This is a genomic window from Prevotella aurantiaca (assembly GCF_015262605.1).
In the GTDB taxonomy this organism is placed as follows: domain Bacteria; phylum Bacteroidota; class Bacteroidia; order Bacteroidales; family Bacteroidaceae; genus Prevotella; species Prevotella aurantiaca.
Genome location: NZ_JABZSJ010000056.1, coordinates 1 through 15,911 on the forward strand (window position 1 = coordinate 1; position 15,911 = coordinate 15,911).

The window sequence follows — 15,911 nt, forward strand, 5'->3', positions numbered from 1 at the left end:
AATGAAAAAGAGAGCATTTTTGCCCCCTTTCAGGAGTACATTTGACCATTAAGCCTGTTTTTTCAACTCAGGAGTAAAATACTTGCAAAAATCGTCGAATATACAGAATATTTCTATTAAATTTGTATCAGTCACAGGAGTGGGTATTTATTTGTAACTCTTTGGTTTACAAATGTGAAGGTACAAAAAATATTCCACTCCTACAACTTTTAAAACAACTTTCTTATATCGAATTCACGTTCAAATAAGATTGATGACTGTTTGCAACATATAACAATGAAGAAAATTATATTATCAATGGCAGTAAGCCTCTTTATCTGTGCTTGTACAGCCAAAACAGAATTGAAAACAACAAGGAGAACTCCGATAGATAGTTTAGTGGGAAACTGGATATATTACCAATATAATGGAAAACAGTCTGACACAAACCAAACTTTTCACCTTGTATTGAAAAAAATAAAACAAGATACTGTTGTTGGCTACTACTGTAGTACATGGAACAGTGGAAATAGAATAGATTGTTCCACAGAAAATGTGAATAATATAAAAGGTGTTTTCAAAAAAGACACCCTCTATCTCTCTTTTTATGGTTTCTATGACGACGATGCAAGGGGAAACGCAAAAGTTTATAAACAAAAAAATGGTGATGTTATTTGGAAATTAATGGAATGCAAGGGCGTGTTTTACTTACCAGATATGGTGCTATTGACACATTATAATGCAGATAAGTTTCATGCGGAAATTAATGCTATAGACTCCTTAAAAGAAAGGGAGGTGGTTGTAGGAAATCAAACTGAAGTGAGTATCGAAAAAATCTCATTACCTTTTGATTTCTACCAATTTCAGAAAGAACAGGAACTTTATGATATGGGGGAACAAGATGAAATGTCATACCATCCTACCAGTATAGAAGGAAATAAAGAGTTGGAATATACTTATAAAAGCAGATGGGATAAATCTTTACCGAGTCTATTTTATCGCATCAAAACAGGGAAAAAATATCAGCTTGATTTGGTTTGTTATTATCTTGAAAATACTCCGTCACTAATTTACAGACTTATAACATCAGTTAATGAGAATGTAATAGATGGGGTAACAGTATTTTCACAAATAGGAGAAAATAATAGAGATTGGAAAACTAATTCCTTTACCATATCTAAAAATCTTGATATAACTGTGTATAAGAACAAATTACATAAAGATAAAGTTATTAAAAAGGATGTGGTTGATAGATATACTATTGATGATAAGGGAAGATTTATAAAACAATAAATCTTTCCTCCTGAAGTTATATAAGCACTTTATATGCGAGAAGAAGGACTGGTAGTTTACTCTGACAAAGGTTGAGCTTTCACTGACGGACACTCAGGCAGAAGAAGTAAGGAATATGTAGACAGAAAAGACTCAGATCTACATGGAACTTTTTCTTAAAAATGGATTGAGATTTTCACCCTATCAGAAAAACTCCTGAAGATTTGAAAACTATCACCAAAGATACTATTTGCTCTGTTCTTGCTTTTTGGATAAAAAAGGTTACTCTAATTGTTTTCTATATACAGAGTTTAATGTGTTTCCATCTTTATCCTTCCATATAATCCACCCATTATTGCTACTCCCTATACAGAAATCGGCAGCTGTGCTCGGACTATTGAAAGTTATATCTGAAGTTAATGTTTGTTTACCGTTATATGGACGAGTATATTCTTTCAACATTTTCTCACGTTTGTCCTTCCAAGTGAATGATGGGACAGATGAGTTTGTTATAATGCTATCTTTTAGAACTGTAAATCCTTTGCTATGATAGAAGCCTTTTGCATCGCATCCACGCCTTTTGGTGAAGAAGAGATGCTCTTCTTTGGGTTTTACTATGTCAAAGATATTACAACCAATAAAAGATGTGAGAAACTTTACGTCCTCGAAGAATTCTTCCATATCATCTTTACGATATTCTGGAAGATTAGGAGACTTTGGAGTCTGTTTGTTTTCGTTCAATACAAAAGAATTTGAGACCTTTGCTTCTGCTATTGCTTTATGTTCTAAATATTGTACATCTGCCTTAGTCATTGCTGCATCTTTAGAAATAAATAGTAAGGCTTTCTGCCAAAAATTTTTCTTGCTTCAATAAGTCATTTCAGACTTAAAGCTTATACGTTTCTATTCTCCTTTAATATTCTTGCTCTCTATTCTATTTAGGTATCTCACAACACTTCAAATATTTTTGCTCCAAATAATTCAAATATCCATTTTGTTATGGTTTTTCCACAACTTACTTCAAAACACCTCTCTAAAAGCCCAAAAACTTGTCCTTTATCAGCACAAAAGTGTTAAAATAAAGAACTTAGAACGATAATTGAAATAATTTTAATAACTTTGCAAAAATTATAACAAATTACAGAAATTAAGAATAAAGATTGTAAGAATCAGAGTAACAAAAACATGGTATTTTTGTCATGTTAGTGGAAATATAATTACACAACAGACTCATTTCTATCTTAACTATCCACATGCAAGTTTGATTGTAGGTAGATTTAATTATGAAAAATAAAAATGAAAACAGACGTAACTAAACAAAAATATCTTAGACCAGCCATTGCTGTCTTTGATATGATGGAAGACAAATTTCTTTTAGCAGCAAGTCCTAATGTGAGACCTGGCGGAGGTGGTACTCCCCCAGGAAGTATTACTATAGAAGGTGCTACACCAGTTGTAGGAGATGATGGCGACGAGCTTTTTGGCTAAAAGTTAGAATAAAGTAGGTAAAAATAAAAGGTAAAAGATATAATGAAAAAGATTTCTTATCATACACTATCGGCATTGTTTGTCAGTAGCATTGCTTTATCAATGGGTTCTTGTGCTGACGATGATTTAGGCAATAACTTAAGTGATGGCGATAAAGAAGCTATTGTGCAATTTGAAGTAAATAACGTACAAGAAGAGGTACTCAGTCACAATATTGCAGCAACTCGTGGCGCTATAACTCCTGGACTTTCTGATAAAGACCTTGAAGGTAAAAAATTAGAGGCTCAAAGCAATGGAAACCTTGATGTTTGTTTAATTGAAACAACCGTTGAAGGTGTTAATCCTGTTGTAGCTGATGCAAGTACACGTGCAAATATCATCGATTTGAATTCATTTGGCGACTTCTCTTCTACTGGTCTTCGTGGCACAACTCCATCAAATATAAAAGAAGAATGGTTTATTGATGCAAAGACAAATAAGAATGGTGAACTCTATACTAAGATTCCTTGGTCTTGGCAAAAACGATATGGTCGTTTCTTTGCTGTGTATCCAGAACTTAGCACTTATAAGAATAAGATGAAAATCAATAAGCCAGATGCTAATGGTTTTCCAAGTGTAGAATTTGAAATCGACACAGATGTTAGAAAGCAAGTAGATCTTATGACTGCTTGTTCTGGTGATGTTAATTATGCAACACGCAACCAAGCACCTAAAACTAGTCTTAATTTCCGTCATGCATTGACGGCTATTCGCTTTGCTGTTGGGCAAAACCTTTCATTCGACAAAACAATTAAGCAGATAACACTTAAGAATGTATTATTAAAAAGCAAGTATGTAGTTTCTAACCAATACAATGGTACTGGCGCAGAGTGGATATCTACTGGTTATACTTCTCGTGGTAATGCAACACTCGGTGGTCTTAATTACAAGACAAATGAAAATCCAAACAGCATTGTTAGAGATAGAAGTACATTTCCTAATGAAAATTCGAGAGATATCACTAAGTTGAACGACAACTACACCTTTTATATGATTCCGCAGGAACTCGATAATAAGGTTACTGCCGAAATTACTTTTACCGATAACACTACTATTTCTGTACCACTTAAAGGTTCTTGGAAAGAAGGAACTACCCGTACCTATAAGTTGAGTCATAAGAATTCAAGCTGGGTTTACTCTATCACAAGTGATAGTCCATCAGCTGTTGCTTACAACGCAACAAGTACAGGAAACTATGGTATTACAAGTTTTCGTCAAGCTCCTGATGGCACAAAGAAACCAGTAGCATGGAAAGTTATTGGATATAGTGAAGATGATGGAAATACTTGGACCACAACTAAGCCAGCATGGTTAAAGAGTTTAACTAAAGAATCAGGAAATGGTGGTACTGCTGCAGAACAAGGAACAGCAACATTAGGAACAGATATAGTTGACCTTGTTGCTAAACGTAATAAAGAATTACAAGATGCTAAAGCTTTAGGTTCAGCAGCAAAACCTTACAACTTATCTAATAGCACTGGTGAAGCACAAGTACAGAATACTGCCAACTGTTATGTTATCTCTGCGCCGGGATATTATATGATTCCTTTGGTTTATGGAAATGCTATCAAGAATAATGATGCAAATTATGTAGCCTATCAATTTTCAGGTAGTCCTGGTTATATTAATGTAAATGGACAACAGAAAGAAAACATTCTTCCCAAACTTGTAGATCACGATGGAAAAGGTATTAATAACCCATGGATTGAGAAAACCAATGGTAATGCAAATAATGGTATAAATGGAGCACAAATTGTTTGGGCTGACGAAGCAAATCTTGTTAATTTAGCTTCTAATCCTATATATCGTGATAGTAACGGAAATGCTTTTGTAAAGTTTGAAGTAACAAAGGCAAATATAAAAAGCGGTAATGCAGTTATAGCTGTTAAGAAAGGTAATACTATTGTTTGGTCATGGCACCTTTGGTTTGCGCCTAAGAATGCACTTGATAAAATTCCTGTTACCAATAAACAAAACAAGGTTTATAACTTCACGAATGAAACATTAGGTTGGAAACCCACAAAATGGACTGGTACATCTTATTCAACTCCACGAACAGTAAAGGTGAAAGTTGAACAAACTATTGCTAACAATGGTATTAAGCAAGAATCAGTCTTCACAATTACACAGAATGCTGGTATTACGGAAAGACGAGGTAATACTACACTTTACCAATGGGGACGTAAAGATCCTTTCCCAAGTACAGATCCTGCTGTAGGAACACTATTTAAGAAAGATGCGGGTAATCAGATTTATATGCAAGCCATAATTCAAAATCCTGGTTATTTCTATGTAACAGAAGGTGGCGGCACTATTCCAGGTTCTTCTTATTTAACACAGTACTATTATTTTTATAATTTGTGGTCTGTTAATAATACAGAAACCAACGGGAATGATAATGCTGTTGTTAAGACCATTTACGACCCAAGTCCTGTAGGCTTCCAAGTTCCTGCTAGTAATGCCTTCACAGGTTTCACTTCAAATGGTGTGAATAAAGGACCTAAAATGGTAGATGGTACAGAAGTTCCCGCAACATATAATTCTCAAACTGGACATATATTCTGGACTAATAGTGAGAAGAAAGCAACTATCTATTTCCCTGCTACTGGTTATCGTGGAAACGGAAATGGTAATATGGTAGATCTACATGTTAGTGCAAACTATTGGACAGCTATTCCACAAGACCTTAATAATGGTCGTTGTTTTGCTTTCAGCCAAGCTGATGTATTTCCATTACATAGTAGTGCTCGCACATTCGGCTTAGGCGTTCGTCCTGTTTCAGAATAATAAAATCAAGGTATTATAATACCTCATATATTCTTTTTACTAAAATCCCTGCCCTATTTTATTAAGGCAGGGATTTTATTTTTTCTGCAAAAGACAACTATTAAACGCATGGCGTAGTAGATAAATGTTCTTTACGCCTAAAACTTGTATTCAACAGAGAAGCATATAAGAGAAAATAAACTTAATTGTCTGAACGTTTAATCTCTTTTTATATATATCTTTGCAAATGGAGAAAAGAAGATAGAGGACAATTTCTATCAGTATTAAAACTTTTATACGTAAAACTTATGAAACAAATCAAATATCTATTCTTATCTGGAATTGTTTTATTGGCAGCTTGTCAAAACAATCCTTCTAATCAAACAGATAAAGATGTTGAAAACATCGACAGCATAAAGCAAGAATCGAATATCGATAGTATTAAACAAAATGCCAAACTCGATAGCGTTAAACAAGTACTTGCACAAACAACCGACCCTTTGAAACGCATTAAGCTCCATCGGCAAATAATTGACATCAAAATAGCAGGAGCATCACCAGAAGAGCGTTGTAGAATCTTTGATGATTTCAGTGCGCAAGTGCAAAAAGAGTTGAATAAGATCAATGAGCGTGAGTTCTATTACACTGAGAATTATTACAGTTTTAGAATAGACGACGATGGCAATGAAATAGAGCCACACGATTCCATCAAAAAGAAGGAGTTATTCTATAAGAAAGCAGGGATAGAAATAAAAGAATTAGGAGAGGGTATCGTGGAATTGACCCTACCAACCAAAATATACACTCAGTATGTCAAACAATTGCCTAAGTACTATCAAGACTACTGGTACCTGAGAAAGGATGCAGAGAACATTGCCCCTGATGCTTCCCTCATAATATCGTGGCGAGAGTTGGGTAATCTGCTTGCTCGATACGAGGCTTACGTAAAGAGATATCCAACACAGAAGGAATTATTCTGTAGACTACAAGATGACTATAAATTCCTTCAGTCTGCCTATTTGTTTGGTGTAGACAATACTCCTGTGTATGAATATGACATAGAAAAAGAAGCTAAAGATGAGTGGAAACGATTTATGAAGGCGTACCCTGATAGTCCGACAATACCTTTTATAAAGGATATGCTTCCGATAAAGAGATTTGAGGATATGGAGACCATTCATCAAAAACTAATAAAGTTTCAAGAGACTTCAAACTATCCTTTACTTAAAGCCTGCTCTTTAAAAGATAAAGGCTAATTATAGATGCCTTAATGTAGATAGAGCACTAATCTTGAAAATTAGGCTTAATGGATATTTGGTAGTATGGAATAACCAGCCTATCAAATGTACATTACTAAAAACAAGAGATTTCAGCCCACCAAATATCCATTAAGCCTATGGCCTGACTTCAATAGAAATAAGAAGTCCGAAAAATTATTATTATAAATTTCAAAATTATAATAATAAATCACTGAGTTTTTAATTATAAATTTTGAATTTATAATTAAAAACTTTTTTTGTTGTTATTGGTACTTTCTCATAAGTTATATATCGCCCTTTAAAAGTCGTGTTTTTGCTCTGAAAATCAGATATATTTCTTCATTTAAATAAAAAAAATGAGTTCGATATAAGTTCTATGTGGTTGGTTTGACGTTATCAACTTTATACGTCTTCAACTTTCTACACAGATTTCTTATATCGAACTCACGTTTTATTGAGGAGTCCTTCCTGTTCATAGATAGAAAAACAAGTTTCGCACACTATGAACAACAGCTATTTAGAACCAAAAACCGCTATTATCGTGCTTTCCTGGTTCACCATTCAAACGATAATATAGTTCGGTAAGTGCTTCTTTATAGGTCATATTAAAGCAAGCTTTGAGGGTGTTGATGAGTCGTTTATATGATGTTGGTACTTCGTCCTCCTTCATTTCCAAAGTTACGTTCTCTTCGCCATCACCTAATTCAGCTCTATCCATATAGACCATTACAGGAATTGTAATTGTAGGATACCATTTTTCGTTCTTGAGTTGCTCCGGTGTTGGTGTCCAATCTGCAATTTTAGAATATTTCTCTACAACATCTCCACTATTATTTTTAAATTCTAATTCCTTCAAATTCACCTGCTTTTTGTTTTGACTCTCCATCAACATGATGTTGAGGTCAAAACTCTGACGACAATATCCAAACGACATAATTCCTTTAAAGCCGAGTGGGTCTTTAAGACCATTGTAATGTCCCTTTCCGCTATGTATGGTTTCATTCCAAGGTGTTGGATCTACATAATCATAGCGCATAAATTCTTTATTGGTAGGGTTATCGAGCTTTTGGTCGAAGTCTGAAAATGCCTTCTGATTCTTTATTACAAAGAAATGTTGATAATGGTCGCTCTTTCCATTTTCTATAAACTGACCGTTGATTAAGTTTCCTGCTGCATCATAATATTTAATATCCAATGCATGGCATGTGGCTGCTTCGGTATTCTGCATCTCGTTATAACTCATCGCATAAAGATAAGCAGGATTTTTAGCATCGGCAACCCATTTACCATTCTGCATTGTATAAACAAACTCTTGTGGAGCGTCCATATACTTTACGCCAGAATACATCTTGTTTTCGTGGAAACCTGCATAACCATGCAAGTGTCCTTCGTAAACATTGATAACAACTTTTGCAGGTTTTGGACCTACAATTTCTTCATTTTGTTCTTTTGGTTCTATTTCGTCTTTGCTACATGCTGTAAAGCCAGCAGCTACGAAAGTGCTTATTGCTACGAGGAACAGTGATTTTAATACCTTTTTCATTGCTATTTTCTTTTTTAATGAATTATTTTTTTAAGTTTATCAATTCTCTATTTCAATTGGTAGTTTTACACTCAAATCCCATAATGCTTTGTTGAGCTGAGATGGAGAAGGCGCCCAGAAAGGAGATGGTTTTCCATCGTTACCGAACTTTGTTAAATTGCCAGAATGCATAAGTGCTACCTTCAAATCGAATTTTGTATTGGATTCCAAGAAACGTATAAATCCGAAAAAGCCCATAGGATTACTTGCTCCAATAAATTTTCCTTTGTAGGTATCAGCATAAGTGTATTCGTAAGGTAGTTTTGTTTTGTCTTTTACCAATACATTGTATGCGCCATCGTGTACATAATACATAAAGAAGTGTTGGTGAATTCGGTCTTGTTCGTTCTCAAAGAACTGACTATTCATGTGTTGTCCCTTCGAATTATTGTAATCAATGCGGAGAGAATAAACCACATCTGGGTGGGTCTTTATGTTTTTTACAACAAATTTTGTTTGTCCTCCATCGCTGGTTCTGAAATTTTCGCCTTTCACTACCTCCCAAACAATTTTCTGAACATTACCAGTTGGAACAAAGTCTGATTCCTGTGGCATATTTCCAAACGTTACTCCGTTGGTTAATTTACCTTCGGTGAGTGTGAAGACAGACTGAGTTGGGTCTTCGTGTAATTTATTCTCTTTTTCATCTTCTGGCTTTTCTGGAGTACAAGCAGAGAAAAAGCCAATGCTGAACATACCTAACAAAATAGGTAAAATACTGTTTTTAATTTTCATCATTTTATTTTTATCTTTATTTGTTATTTTCTTATTTAGAACTTCCAACTCAAATTGATTCGGATATCTCGACCAAGGTCGTGTGCGTAATATCTTGCGCGGTTGGTATATTCTTTATATTCTTTATTAAAAAGGTTGTCGGCCGAAATAAACAGAGAGAGGGCATTATTTGCATCTATTCGCCACTCTGTTCCAGCTTCAAAGCCAAACAAACTATACGATGCTGGCGCAAAATCGATAAGATCGGTGGCTGCATCGAAACGATGTTGGCGAGCCACAAAGCGATGTCTGAGTTCTAACCATGGCGAAAACTTTCCTGGAAGTTTTGGAGTGTAGGTCAAACTATGATTAAAACGGAACGAAGGAATATAGGGCAAGTAGTTATTGGTGTGTCGTTCGTTTGCCCAAATCATTGACGAAACAAAATGATATTCTATTTCTGCAAGAGGACGAACACGCAAATCTAAGTCTATACCCCTAATAAATGCATCGGTTTGCATATATTGGAATAATGGATAAGTGCCCGAAATAACTGTTACATGTTGCCCTTTCATCGGACGATCGTATATGTAATTCTTTACCCATTGTAAATATGCGTCGAGCCGAACATCAAGAAATGTACTACGATAATCAAGCGATGTAACCCATTTATAACTATTTTCTGAATTCATTGTTGAATCGCCACGTACAAAACGTCCCGAACCTAATTCGTTTCCATTACTATATAATTCAAATACATGTGGTGCTCGCCACGCTAAACCTAAGTTAGAAGTAAGCGTTAGCTTATCGGTTATGTGATAATGACCACCTATGCTATAAGTAAAATTAGAGAAAGTACGATGCCCGCCATAATAATCGCCTGTCCAATCATAACCTGCAGCTTTTGTATCTTGCCAATCGAAACGAATACCTGCCTCTGCTCCAAGCTTATTTTTTTCGTATTTTTGCAAAATATAAGCACCTAACTGAGTTTCTGTATGGTTCGGAATAATAGGTACAACACCTGTTCCTCGCTGATTAGTATGGTCTGAATTGGTAAGTTGTGCGCCTATTTCGCTTCCCCAAAAACCATAATTCTTACGCCAACGTAAATGGTTTTGCAATGTTTTAAGATGCATACTTACAGCAGGAATATACGAAAGATTCATACGTCGAATGCGATTTTCCTCTCTATCATCCTTCTGAAACGCTGCCAACCAATAGAACCTACCATACTTTTCGCTATCGTAGAACAACTTTAGTGTGGCATTGGTATGGATAATATGCTGAAAAGGATAGTCGATATGGCGTGTAAAAGGTGTTATATCAACTGGTCTTCCTATCTTAATTCGTTCTACAAGCAGGTCTTCATCACCCATCTGTGCATTAAAAAGTACACCTAACTTTAGGTCGTAACGACTGAAATAACCTTCAACTCGGAAGTTTTTATGGCGATAACCTAATGCTGTTGAGAAATCAAACTCGCGTGTTCCTGTATTATTCAGCAGATAATTTGCAGCCCGTTGGTCGCCACTATTGGCATAAGTAGATTGTATACGCCATGCCAAAGAGGGAAGGAAAGGCATAGAACCTTCAGCATTTCCTACCACTTGATAGCGGTAACCGTTAGAACCATACATAGTTGACAACTTGCCGCTTGCTCTTTTTTGTTCGTAAGGCAACATATCTTGTTCCATTACTACTATTCCTCCAAGGGCTTCAGAACCATATCGTACAGCCTCGGCACCTTTAACAACTTCTATTTTTGAACTACTATTCTTATCAACTTCTGGTGCATGATCGGCACCCCATTGTTGCCCTGTTAGTCTTGCTCCATTATTAACGAGCAAAATTCTATTTCCATACATGCCATGAATAACAGGTTTCGATACAGTACTGCCAGTTTGAATAGAACTTACACCACTAACACGTTCTAACATCGCACCCAACGATTGTCCCATTGAACGTTCTATGACCTGACTATTAAGCTGGGAGCTTATGACATTGTTGCTAACGAGTTTACGAGTGGTTGTAATTTCCACTCCGTCCATAAGATGGGGATTCTGTTTTGTTGTATCTGCCTTTGCCTTAACAACATTTTGCTGTAGTTGTGCATAACTATTTGTTGGCATAGAAATATATAATCCCACTACGCCCATAAATGTGCAGACGAGTTTTTTCATATTCTTCATTATGAAATAATAATAAAATAATTGGTCCAATATTTTTTTCTGTATTGAAAAGTAATGCTATTATACGGTATTTTACTGATATACAGCCTAAAACCATATTCAATAATACGCAAAGAGGTACTATAACAATACAGCAAAGCTTACAAACAACAAGATGTTGCAAGCCAAAAAATGTTCTAAAAATATTTAGAAACTAAGAAAAAAAGGGAGGAGCGTGGGCGTTTACCGATTCAACCGACCTGTAAACAATAATAGGTTCTAACGCTTGAGGCTTATGAATGAGAGTACAAACCACCTTTGGCACAAAGCTAAATAGTTTTACTGCATTGGCTTTGTGCATTGTAAAATCACAAACAAAGCAAGATGCATGTACCTCAGCATTATGAGTGGTGGCTAATTGCTCTACATGAATATCTTTATTATCATGGAAGTGAAAATCTTTTATAGCAAGTGCTGTCGTGAATGTTAGTAATAACATCCATGCCATAAGTATTCTTGCAAGATTTGTTCTTCTCATTTCAGTTCTATTTACAGTTCTAATGGACTTATAAAACTCATCTTTTTGTTTGTTTATAGGAAACTTAATTCACCAAAACATACATTCCAATACTTATTCATCACATTAGGTTTCTGCAAAAGTATAGAAAATACTGGAAACTATACAAATTATTTGCTCTTGTTTATATCTTTTTAACGCTACAAACAAATATCAGTAGCGAAAATCTTCTCACACTTAAACGCTCCTTATATATAAGGTGTAGAATTGAAAACAGCAGTAAATTACACAAAATGATGCTTAAACTACATATTTTCAGTAAATAATTGCAAAAAGTTTAGGTTGTTGTTGGAATATTTGTACCTTTGCAGTATTCCTATTACTATAACAATTTAATAAAATTATTACACAAATACTATATGGAGAACTTGGATGTAACTAACATTTCAGGAGAGGGAAAATCTTCTGAACATCTGAATGCTAATAAAGTTTACTTCGCAACAGAAGTTTTAAACAACAGCAACGTAATGCCAATTTATAGCAAATTGTGCATGGTACTTGATATTTATGATGTGAAGCACGAACTTATTGAAGACCCAACAACACATTCTTGCAAAGCACGAAAACCAGCTTGGCTTGGCAATAATGGCAAAATGGAAGACCACATTGAATGTCTTGTACGACACATTGGCAATAAACGCGTGTTAATGACTAACTGTTCAGAATACGATCCTGTCTTGGCTAAAATGTTAAGAGATAAATTTGAGGCTGATGGATATGAAGTAATTGAACTTAGTTATCCTACTCACGTTGGCATACGCAATGCTAAGGACATGAGTTGGGCTTATATTAACTACATTCAAACATCGAAAGTAGTAATTGTACCTATGCAGCGTACAATAGAAGATAAAGAAGCTTTGCGTCAATTAAAGGCTTGTTTCCCAAATGTTGCAGTTGTGGGTGTATATGCAAAACCATTCTTCAACGACGAAGGTGAGTTTATTTGCTATAGCAAAAGCATTAACGAAAACGTCTTATCATAATAAAAGACGAACAATAAAAAACAAATAAGGCTGTGTTGTTATTCGACACAGCCTTATTTGTTGGATTTCATTAGAGTGGTAAAACAAATTGTTGAGCAATACAACTATTTATTCTACCACGTTATACTTTTATCACATACTTTTCGCCTACATAATGCGAGAGTATAGGAGAATGAAAAACGTTATTCGTCTGCTCTCTTCATTCGAATTGCCAATTGGTAGATGGCAGGAATACAGATACAGAGAGAGAAGAATAAACCTAAATACATCGTTTTCTCACTGCCATGGAAAAGATCAATGAGCTTTCCATCTTCCATATCGGGCATTAAGTGGAACATTATGTAAGCAATACTGTTATTCACCCAGTGAAACACGATTCCAGGAAGTATGCTGCGCGTGCGTACATACATCCATCCTAAAGCTATTCCAAGCATGAAGGCATGCGAAGCTTGAGCAATATTTCCATGAATTATGCCAAAAATCAAAGCCGTTAAAACAATGGCTGCCCATCTTCCTTTATGTCCAAAAGCATTAAGTAAAACTCGTAATATAGCTCCGCGAAATATCAATTCTTCTGTAATAGGTGCAAGTATGCCTATCACAAGATATCCAAGCGGATGTTTCATAATACCAGAAAATAACTGAGTCATAGAATCAGACATCGTTATTTGTAACTTTTCGTAAATATACTCTGAAGGAAGAATGAGTCCAAATGCAAGCATTGCTATCCAGAATAATGCCGTCCAAGGTTTTGTATGAAGATAACTTCGAGAGATAGGCGACCACCCTTTCTTTATAAAAAGAAGAATTATGAAGAGACTTGAGAATAGATCGGAAATTATGATAACATCAGAATATTTCCCTTGTTTAAAGCCTTCAAATACACTGGTAAAGTCTAAACCTTTCAAATAAGCATAAATACCAACAGCAGGCAATTGGAAGATGGCTTGAATTAGGACAAATAATGAAATAAAAAGAGCAACGTATAATAGACTCTTTAAAATGCTTTTTTGTTCCATAACTATTTCTTTTATTATTTGGTTTATTGATCCTTTAAAATTGTTCTTATCTGTTGTTCGTCCAATTGCAATTGTTCAGCAAGTGCTTCTAAGGTTGGAAATATTCTGTCAGAACGTACACGACTCATAAAAAACACCTTTATTGTACGATCATACAAATTGCCCGAAAAGTCAAAAATATACACTTCCACCGATAAATCTGAGCCATTAAAAGTAGGACGAGTACCAATATTGAGCATTCCTCCATATATTTTCTCGTTGTTTTCAATACGAACTTGCACAGCATAAACCCCCATTGCAGGAAGTAACTTATCAGTTTTGCGAATATCAATATTGGCAGTTGGATAGCCTAACTTACGCCCGTTTTGGTATCCACCGACTATTTTTCCACTCAACGAGTAAGGAATTCCAAGACAACGTGTAGCTGCTTCCATGTTACCAGTCTCTATAAATTGACGGATTACCGAAGAACTTACATTAAAATTGCCCATTGAAAGGGCTGTATTTTGGCACACCTCTATACCTATTTCTTTTCCAAAAAGAACATAATCATCGAAGGTTTCCGTTCTATTATGGCCAAAGCGGTTATCGTATCCCATCATCAATTTGCGGACATTAAGCCTATCTCGAAGAATGCTTTCCATAAATTGCTTAGAAGTAAGTTGTGCCAATGCTTTGTCAAAATGAAGCACAACAATATGGTCGGATGCCGTTTTTTCGAGTTTTTCTAACTTCTCTTCAAGTGTAGACAACATTCTTGGTTGGTAATTACTTTGCAAAACCTGGCGAGGATGACAATCGAAAGTTATTACCATCGACTCTAAATTCTCTTGTTTTGCCATTTCAGCAAGCCTATTAATAAGAAACTGATGACCAAGATGTACTCCATCGAAAAAGCCAATCGTAGCAACTACATGCTTTTCCAGTGTCAATTCATCTTTATTTATACCTTCAAGAAATATTGTTTTCATTCTCATTTTAATGCTTTCAATACAAGTCTGTAAGCTCACAACCTAAATTTCACGTATATAATCAGAATCTGTAAGCACCTTATCCTATATTACATATCATTCAAACCAGCGCTGCAAACATGTATTTTAAGTTTCAGCAATACATAATGGTATCTCTTCAAACATGTTTACCACCTACAAAATGCAGTGCAAATATACAGCAATTAGCCCTAACTAACACTATGCAGCACGGAAAATGTGTTAAAACGCTAAAAATATCTTACCATCATTCACGTTTTTCCATTTTTTTCATTACCTTTGCAGCCGTATTTAATAAATACTGGACTTGTAGCTCAGTTGGTTAGAGCAACAGACTCATAATCTGGAGGTCCCTGGTTCAAGCCCAGGCTGGTCCACAAAGGGGGTTCAAAAGGACATCAAACAACACGTCATTTTAGCCTTCAAAACAAGGATAATCGCTGTAAAATCAAGGTTTTACAGCGATTTTTTGTTTTTTATCCATATCCGTTTGACTGCCAAACTATACCTTTTGATAGTCATCATTCGGTCATTTTCTGCTACAGAAATTGCTACACAAAAGCAGGCTCTCAAAAAAATGTAGCAATGAATGGAAAATGACTATCAAATTGACGGCATGCAAAACTTTCGTTTTCAAGAACTTATGTCGAACTTTGTAGCCAAAAAGCTACACTAAAATGATGCGTTATGAAAACAACTTTCAAGGTATCCTACTACCTACGTTCCAACTATGAGAACAAAGAAGGAAAATCACCTGTAATGCTCCGAATATATCTCGGTGGCGAAAAGGCAAATCTTGGATCCACTAAAATTTTTGTGGATAAATCCAAGTGGAGTAACAAAACCAGCAGAATGATTGGCAGAACAGCAGAAGCACTCTCCATTAATGCTTCTATAGATGCACTGACAACAACACTGATGCAGATTTACAGGAAATATGAAACATCAGAAGAACTTTCCATAGACCTTATCAGGTCAGTATTCCTTGGTACAGACAAAGAATATACAACTTTTCTGCCAGTCTTTGATAAGTACATAGACTCCATCACACAACAAGTTGGCAAGACATTAAC

Annotated in this window: 12 protein-coding genes, 1 tRNA gene and 1 pseudogene; 7 read left to right on the forward strand and 7 right to left on the reverse strand. The window is 35.3% G+C overall.

The annotated features are described in order from the left end of the window. Positions 1–276: 276 nt before the first annotated feature. Complete coding sequence (locus HXN26_RS09060) at positions 277–1,272, forward strand: hypothetical protein (RefSeq protein WP_273160795.1); 996 nt, start codon at positions 277–279, stop codon at positions 1,270–1,272. A 261-nt stretch (positions 1,273–1,533) separates the two neighbouring features. Here the strand turns inward: HXN26_RS09060 and HXN26_RS09065 are convergent. Beyond that, positions 1,534–2,118 (reverse strand): annotated as a pseudogene (locus HXN26_RS09065) (DUF4357 domain-containing protein); the annotation flags it as partial. A 429-nt stretch (positions 2,119–2,547) separates the two neighbouring features. On the opposite strand from HXN26_RS09065, the gene HXN26_RS09070 reads away from it, so the two are divergent. The 3 genes from HXN26_RS09070 to HXN26_RS09080 all read left to right on the forward strand — a co-directional run bounded on the left by HXN26_RS09070 (position 2,548) and on the right by HXN26_RS09080 (position 6,800). Next, complete coding sequence (locus HXN26_RS09070) at positions 2,548–2,739, forward strand: hypothetical protein (RefSeq protein WP_273160796.1); 192 nt, start codon at positions 2,548–2,550, stop codon at positions 2,737–2,739. Positions 2,740–2,781: 42 nt separating this feature from the next. Beyond that, positions 2,782–5,565, forward strand: coding sequence for a hypothetical protein (locus tag HXN26_RS09075; protein WP_273160797.1), 2,784 nt, complete (start codon positions 2,782–2,784; stop codon positions 5,563–5,565). A 287-nt stretch (positions 5,566–5,852) separates the two neighbouring features. Beyond that, a complete protein-coding gene (locus tag HXN26_RS09080) occupies positions 5,853–6,800 on the forward strand; it encodes a hypothetical protein (protein WP_273160798.1) in 948 nt (315 codons plus the stop codon). A 520-nt stretch (positions 6,801–7,320) separates the two neighbouring features. On the opposite strand, the gene HXN26_RS09085 is transcribed toward HXN26_RS09080, so the two are convergent. From HXN26_RS09085 to HXN26_RS09100, 4 genes are all read right to left on the reverse strand, one after another. Beyond that, entirely contained in the window at positions 7,321–8,346 is a 1,026-nt protein-coding gene (locus HXN26_RS09085) for a hypothetical protein (RefSeq protein ID WP_273160800.1), read from the reverse strand. 39 nt (positions 8,347–8,385) lie between these two features. Further along, complete coding sequence (locus HXN26_RS09090; RefSeq protein WP_273160802.1) at positions 8,386–9,123, reverse strand: hypothetical protein; 738 nt, start codon at positions 9,121–9,123, stop codon at positions 8,386–8,388. Positions 9,124–9,155: 32 nt separating this feature from the next. Then, positions 9,156–11,282, reverse strand: a complete 2,127-nt coding sequence (locus tag HXN26_RS09095) for a TonB-dependent receptor (protein WP_273160804.1) — start codon at positions 11,280–11,282, stop codon at positions 9,156–9,158. Positions 11,283–11,484: 202 nt separating this feature from the next. After that, entirely contained in the window at positions 11,485–11,808 is a 324-nt protein-coding gene (locus HXN26_RS09100; RefSeq protein WP_273160806.1) for a hypothetical protein, read from the reverse strand. A gap of 398 nt (positions 11,809–12,206) precedes the next feature. Here HXN26_RS09100 and HXN26_RS09105 point away from each other — a divergent pair, with 398 nt between their 5' ends. Beyond that, on the forward strand, positions 12,207–12,830 hold the full coding sequence (locus tag HXN26_RS09105; RefSeq protein WP_273160808.1) for an agmatine deiminase family protein: 624 nt from the start codon (positions 12,207–12,209) through the stop codon (positions 12,828–12,830). A gap of 182 nt (positions 12,831–13,012) precedes the next feature. Here HXN26_RS09105 and HXN26_RS09110 read toward each other — a convergent pair whose 3' ends face one another. Both HXN26_RS09110 and HXN26_RS09115 read right to left on the reverse strand, forming a co-directional pair. Continuing rightward, positions 13,013–13,849, reverse strand: coding sequence for a CPBP family intramembrane glutamic endopeptidase (locus HXN26_RS09110; protein ID WP_273160810.1), 837 nt, complete (start codon positions 13,847–13,849; stop codon positions 13,013–13,015). Positions 13,850–13,872: 23 nt separating this feature from the next. After that, positions 13,873–14,820: a bifunctional riboflavin kinase/FAD synthetase gene (locus tag HXN26_RS09115; protein ID WP_273160811.1), complete on the reverse strand. Its 948-nt coding sequence runs from the start codon at positions 14,818–14,820 to the stop codon at positions 13,873–13,875. 321 nt (positions 14,821–15,141) lie between these two features. On the opposite strand from HXN26_RS09115, the gene HXN26_RS09120 reads away from it, so the two are divergent. Beyond that, a tRNA-Ile gene (locus HXN26_RS09120) sits at positions 15,142–15,215 on the forward strand. A 310-nt stretch (positions 15,216–15,525) separates the two neighbouring features. Next, the coding region (locus HXN26_RS09125; RefSeq protein ID WP_273160812.1) for an Arm DNA-binding domain-containing protein at positions 15,526–15,911 on the forward strand (386 nt) is incomplete at its 3' end.

Coding starts and splice junctions, on each gene's coding strand:
- HXN26_RS09090 (WP_273160802.1), bottom strand. CDS start 9,123: ATGATGAAAATTAAAAACAGTATTTTACCTATTTTGTTAGGTATGTTC.
- HXN26_RS09115 (WP_273160811.1), bottom strand. CDS start 14,820: ATGAAAACAATATTTCTTGAAGGTATAAATAAAGATGAATTGACACTG.
- HXN26_RS09080 (WP_273160798.1), top strand. CDS start 5,853: ATGAAACAAATCAAATATCTATTCTTATCTGGAATTGTTTTATTGGCA.
- HXN26_RS09085 (WP_273160800.1), bottom strand. CDS start 8,346: ATGAAAAAGGTATTAAAATCACTGTTCCTCGTAGCAATAAGCACTTTC.
- HXN26_RS09100 (WP_273160806.1), bottom strand. CDS start 11,808: ATGAGAAGAACAAATCTTGCAAGAATACTTATGGCATGGATGTTATTA.
- HXN26_RS09060 (WP_273160795.1), top strand. CDS start 277: ATGAAGAAAATTATATTATCAATGGCAGTAAGCCTCTTTATCTGTGCT.
- HXN26_RS09070 (WP_273160796.1), top strand. CDS start 2,548: ATGAAAACAGACGTAACTAAACAAAAATATCTTAGACCAGCCATTGCT.
- HXN26_RS09110 (WP_273160810.1), bottom strand. CDS start 13,849: ATGGAACAAAAAAGCATTTTAAAGAGTCTATTATACGTTGCTCTTTTT.
- HXN26_RS09075 (WP_273160797.1), top strand. CDS start 2,782: ATGAAAAAGATTTCTTATCATACACTATCGGCATTGTTTGTCAGTAGC.
- HXN26_RS09105 (WP_273160808.1), top strand. CDS start 12,207: ATGGAGAACTTGGATGTAACTAACATTTCAGGAGAGGGAAAATCTTCT.
- HXN26_RS09095 (WP_273160804.1), bottom strand. CDS start 11,282: ATGAAAAAACTCGTCTGCACATTTATGGGCGTAGTGGGATTATATATT.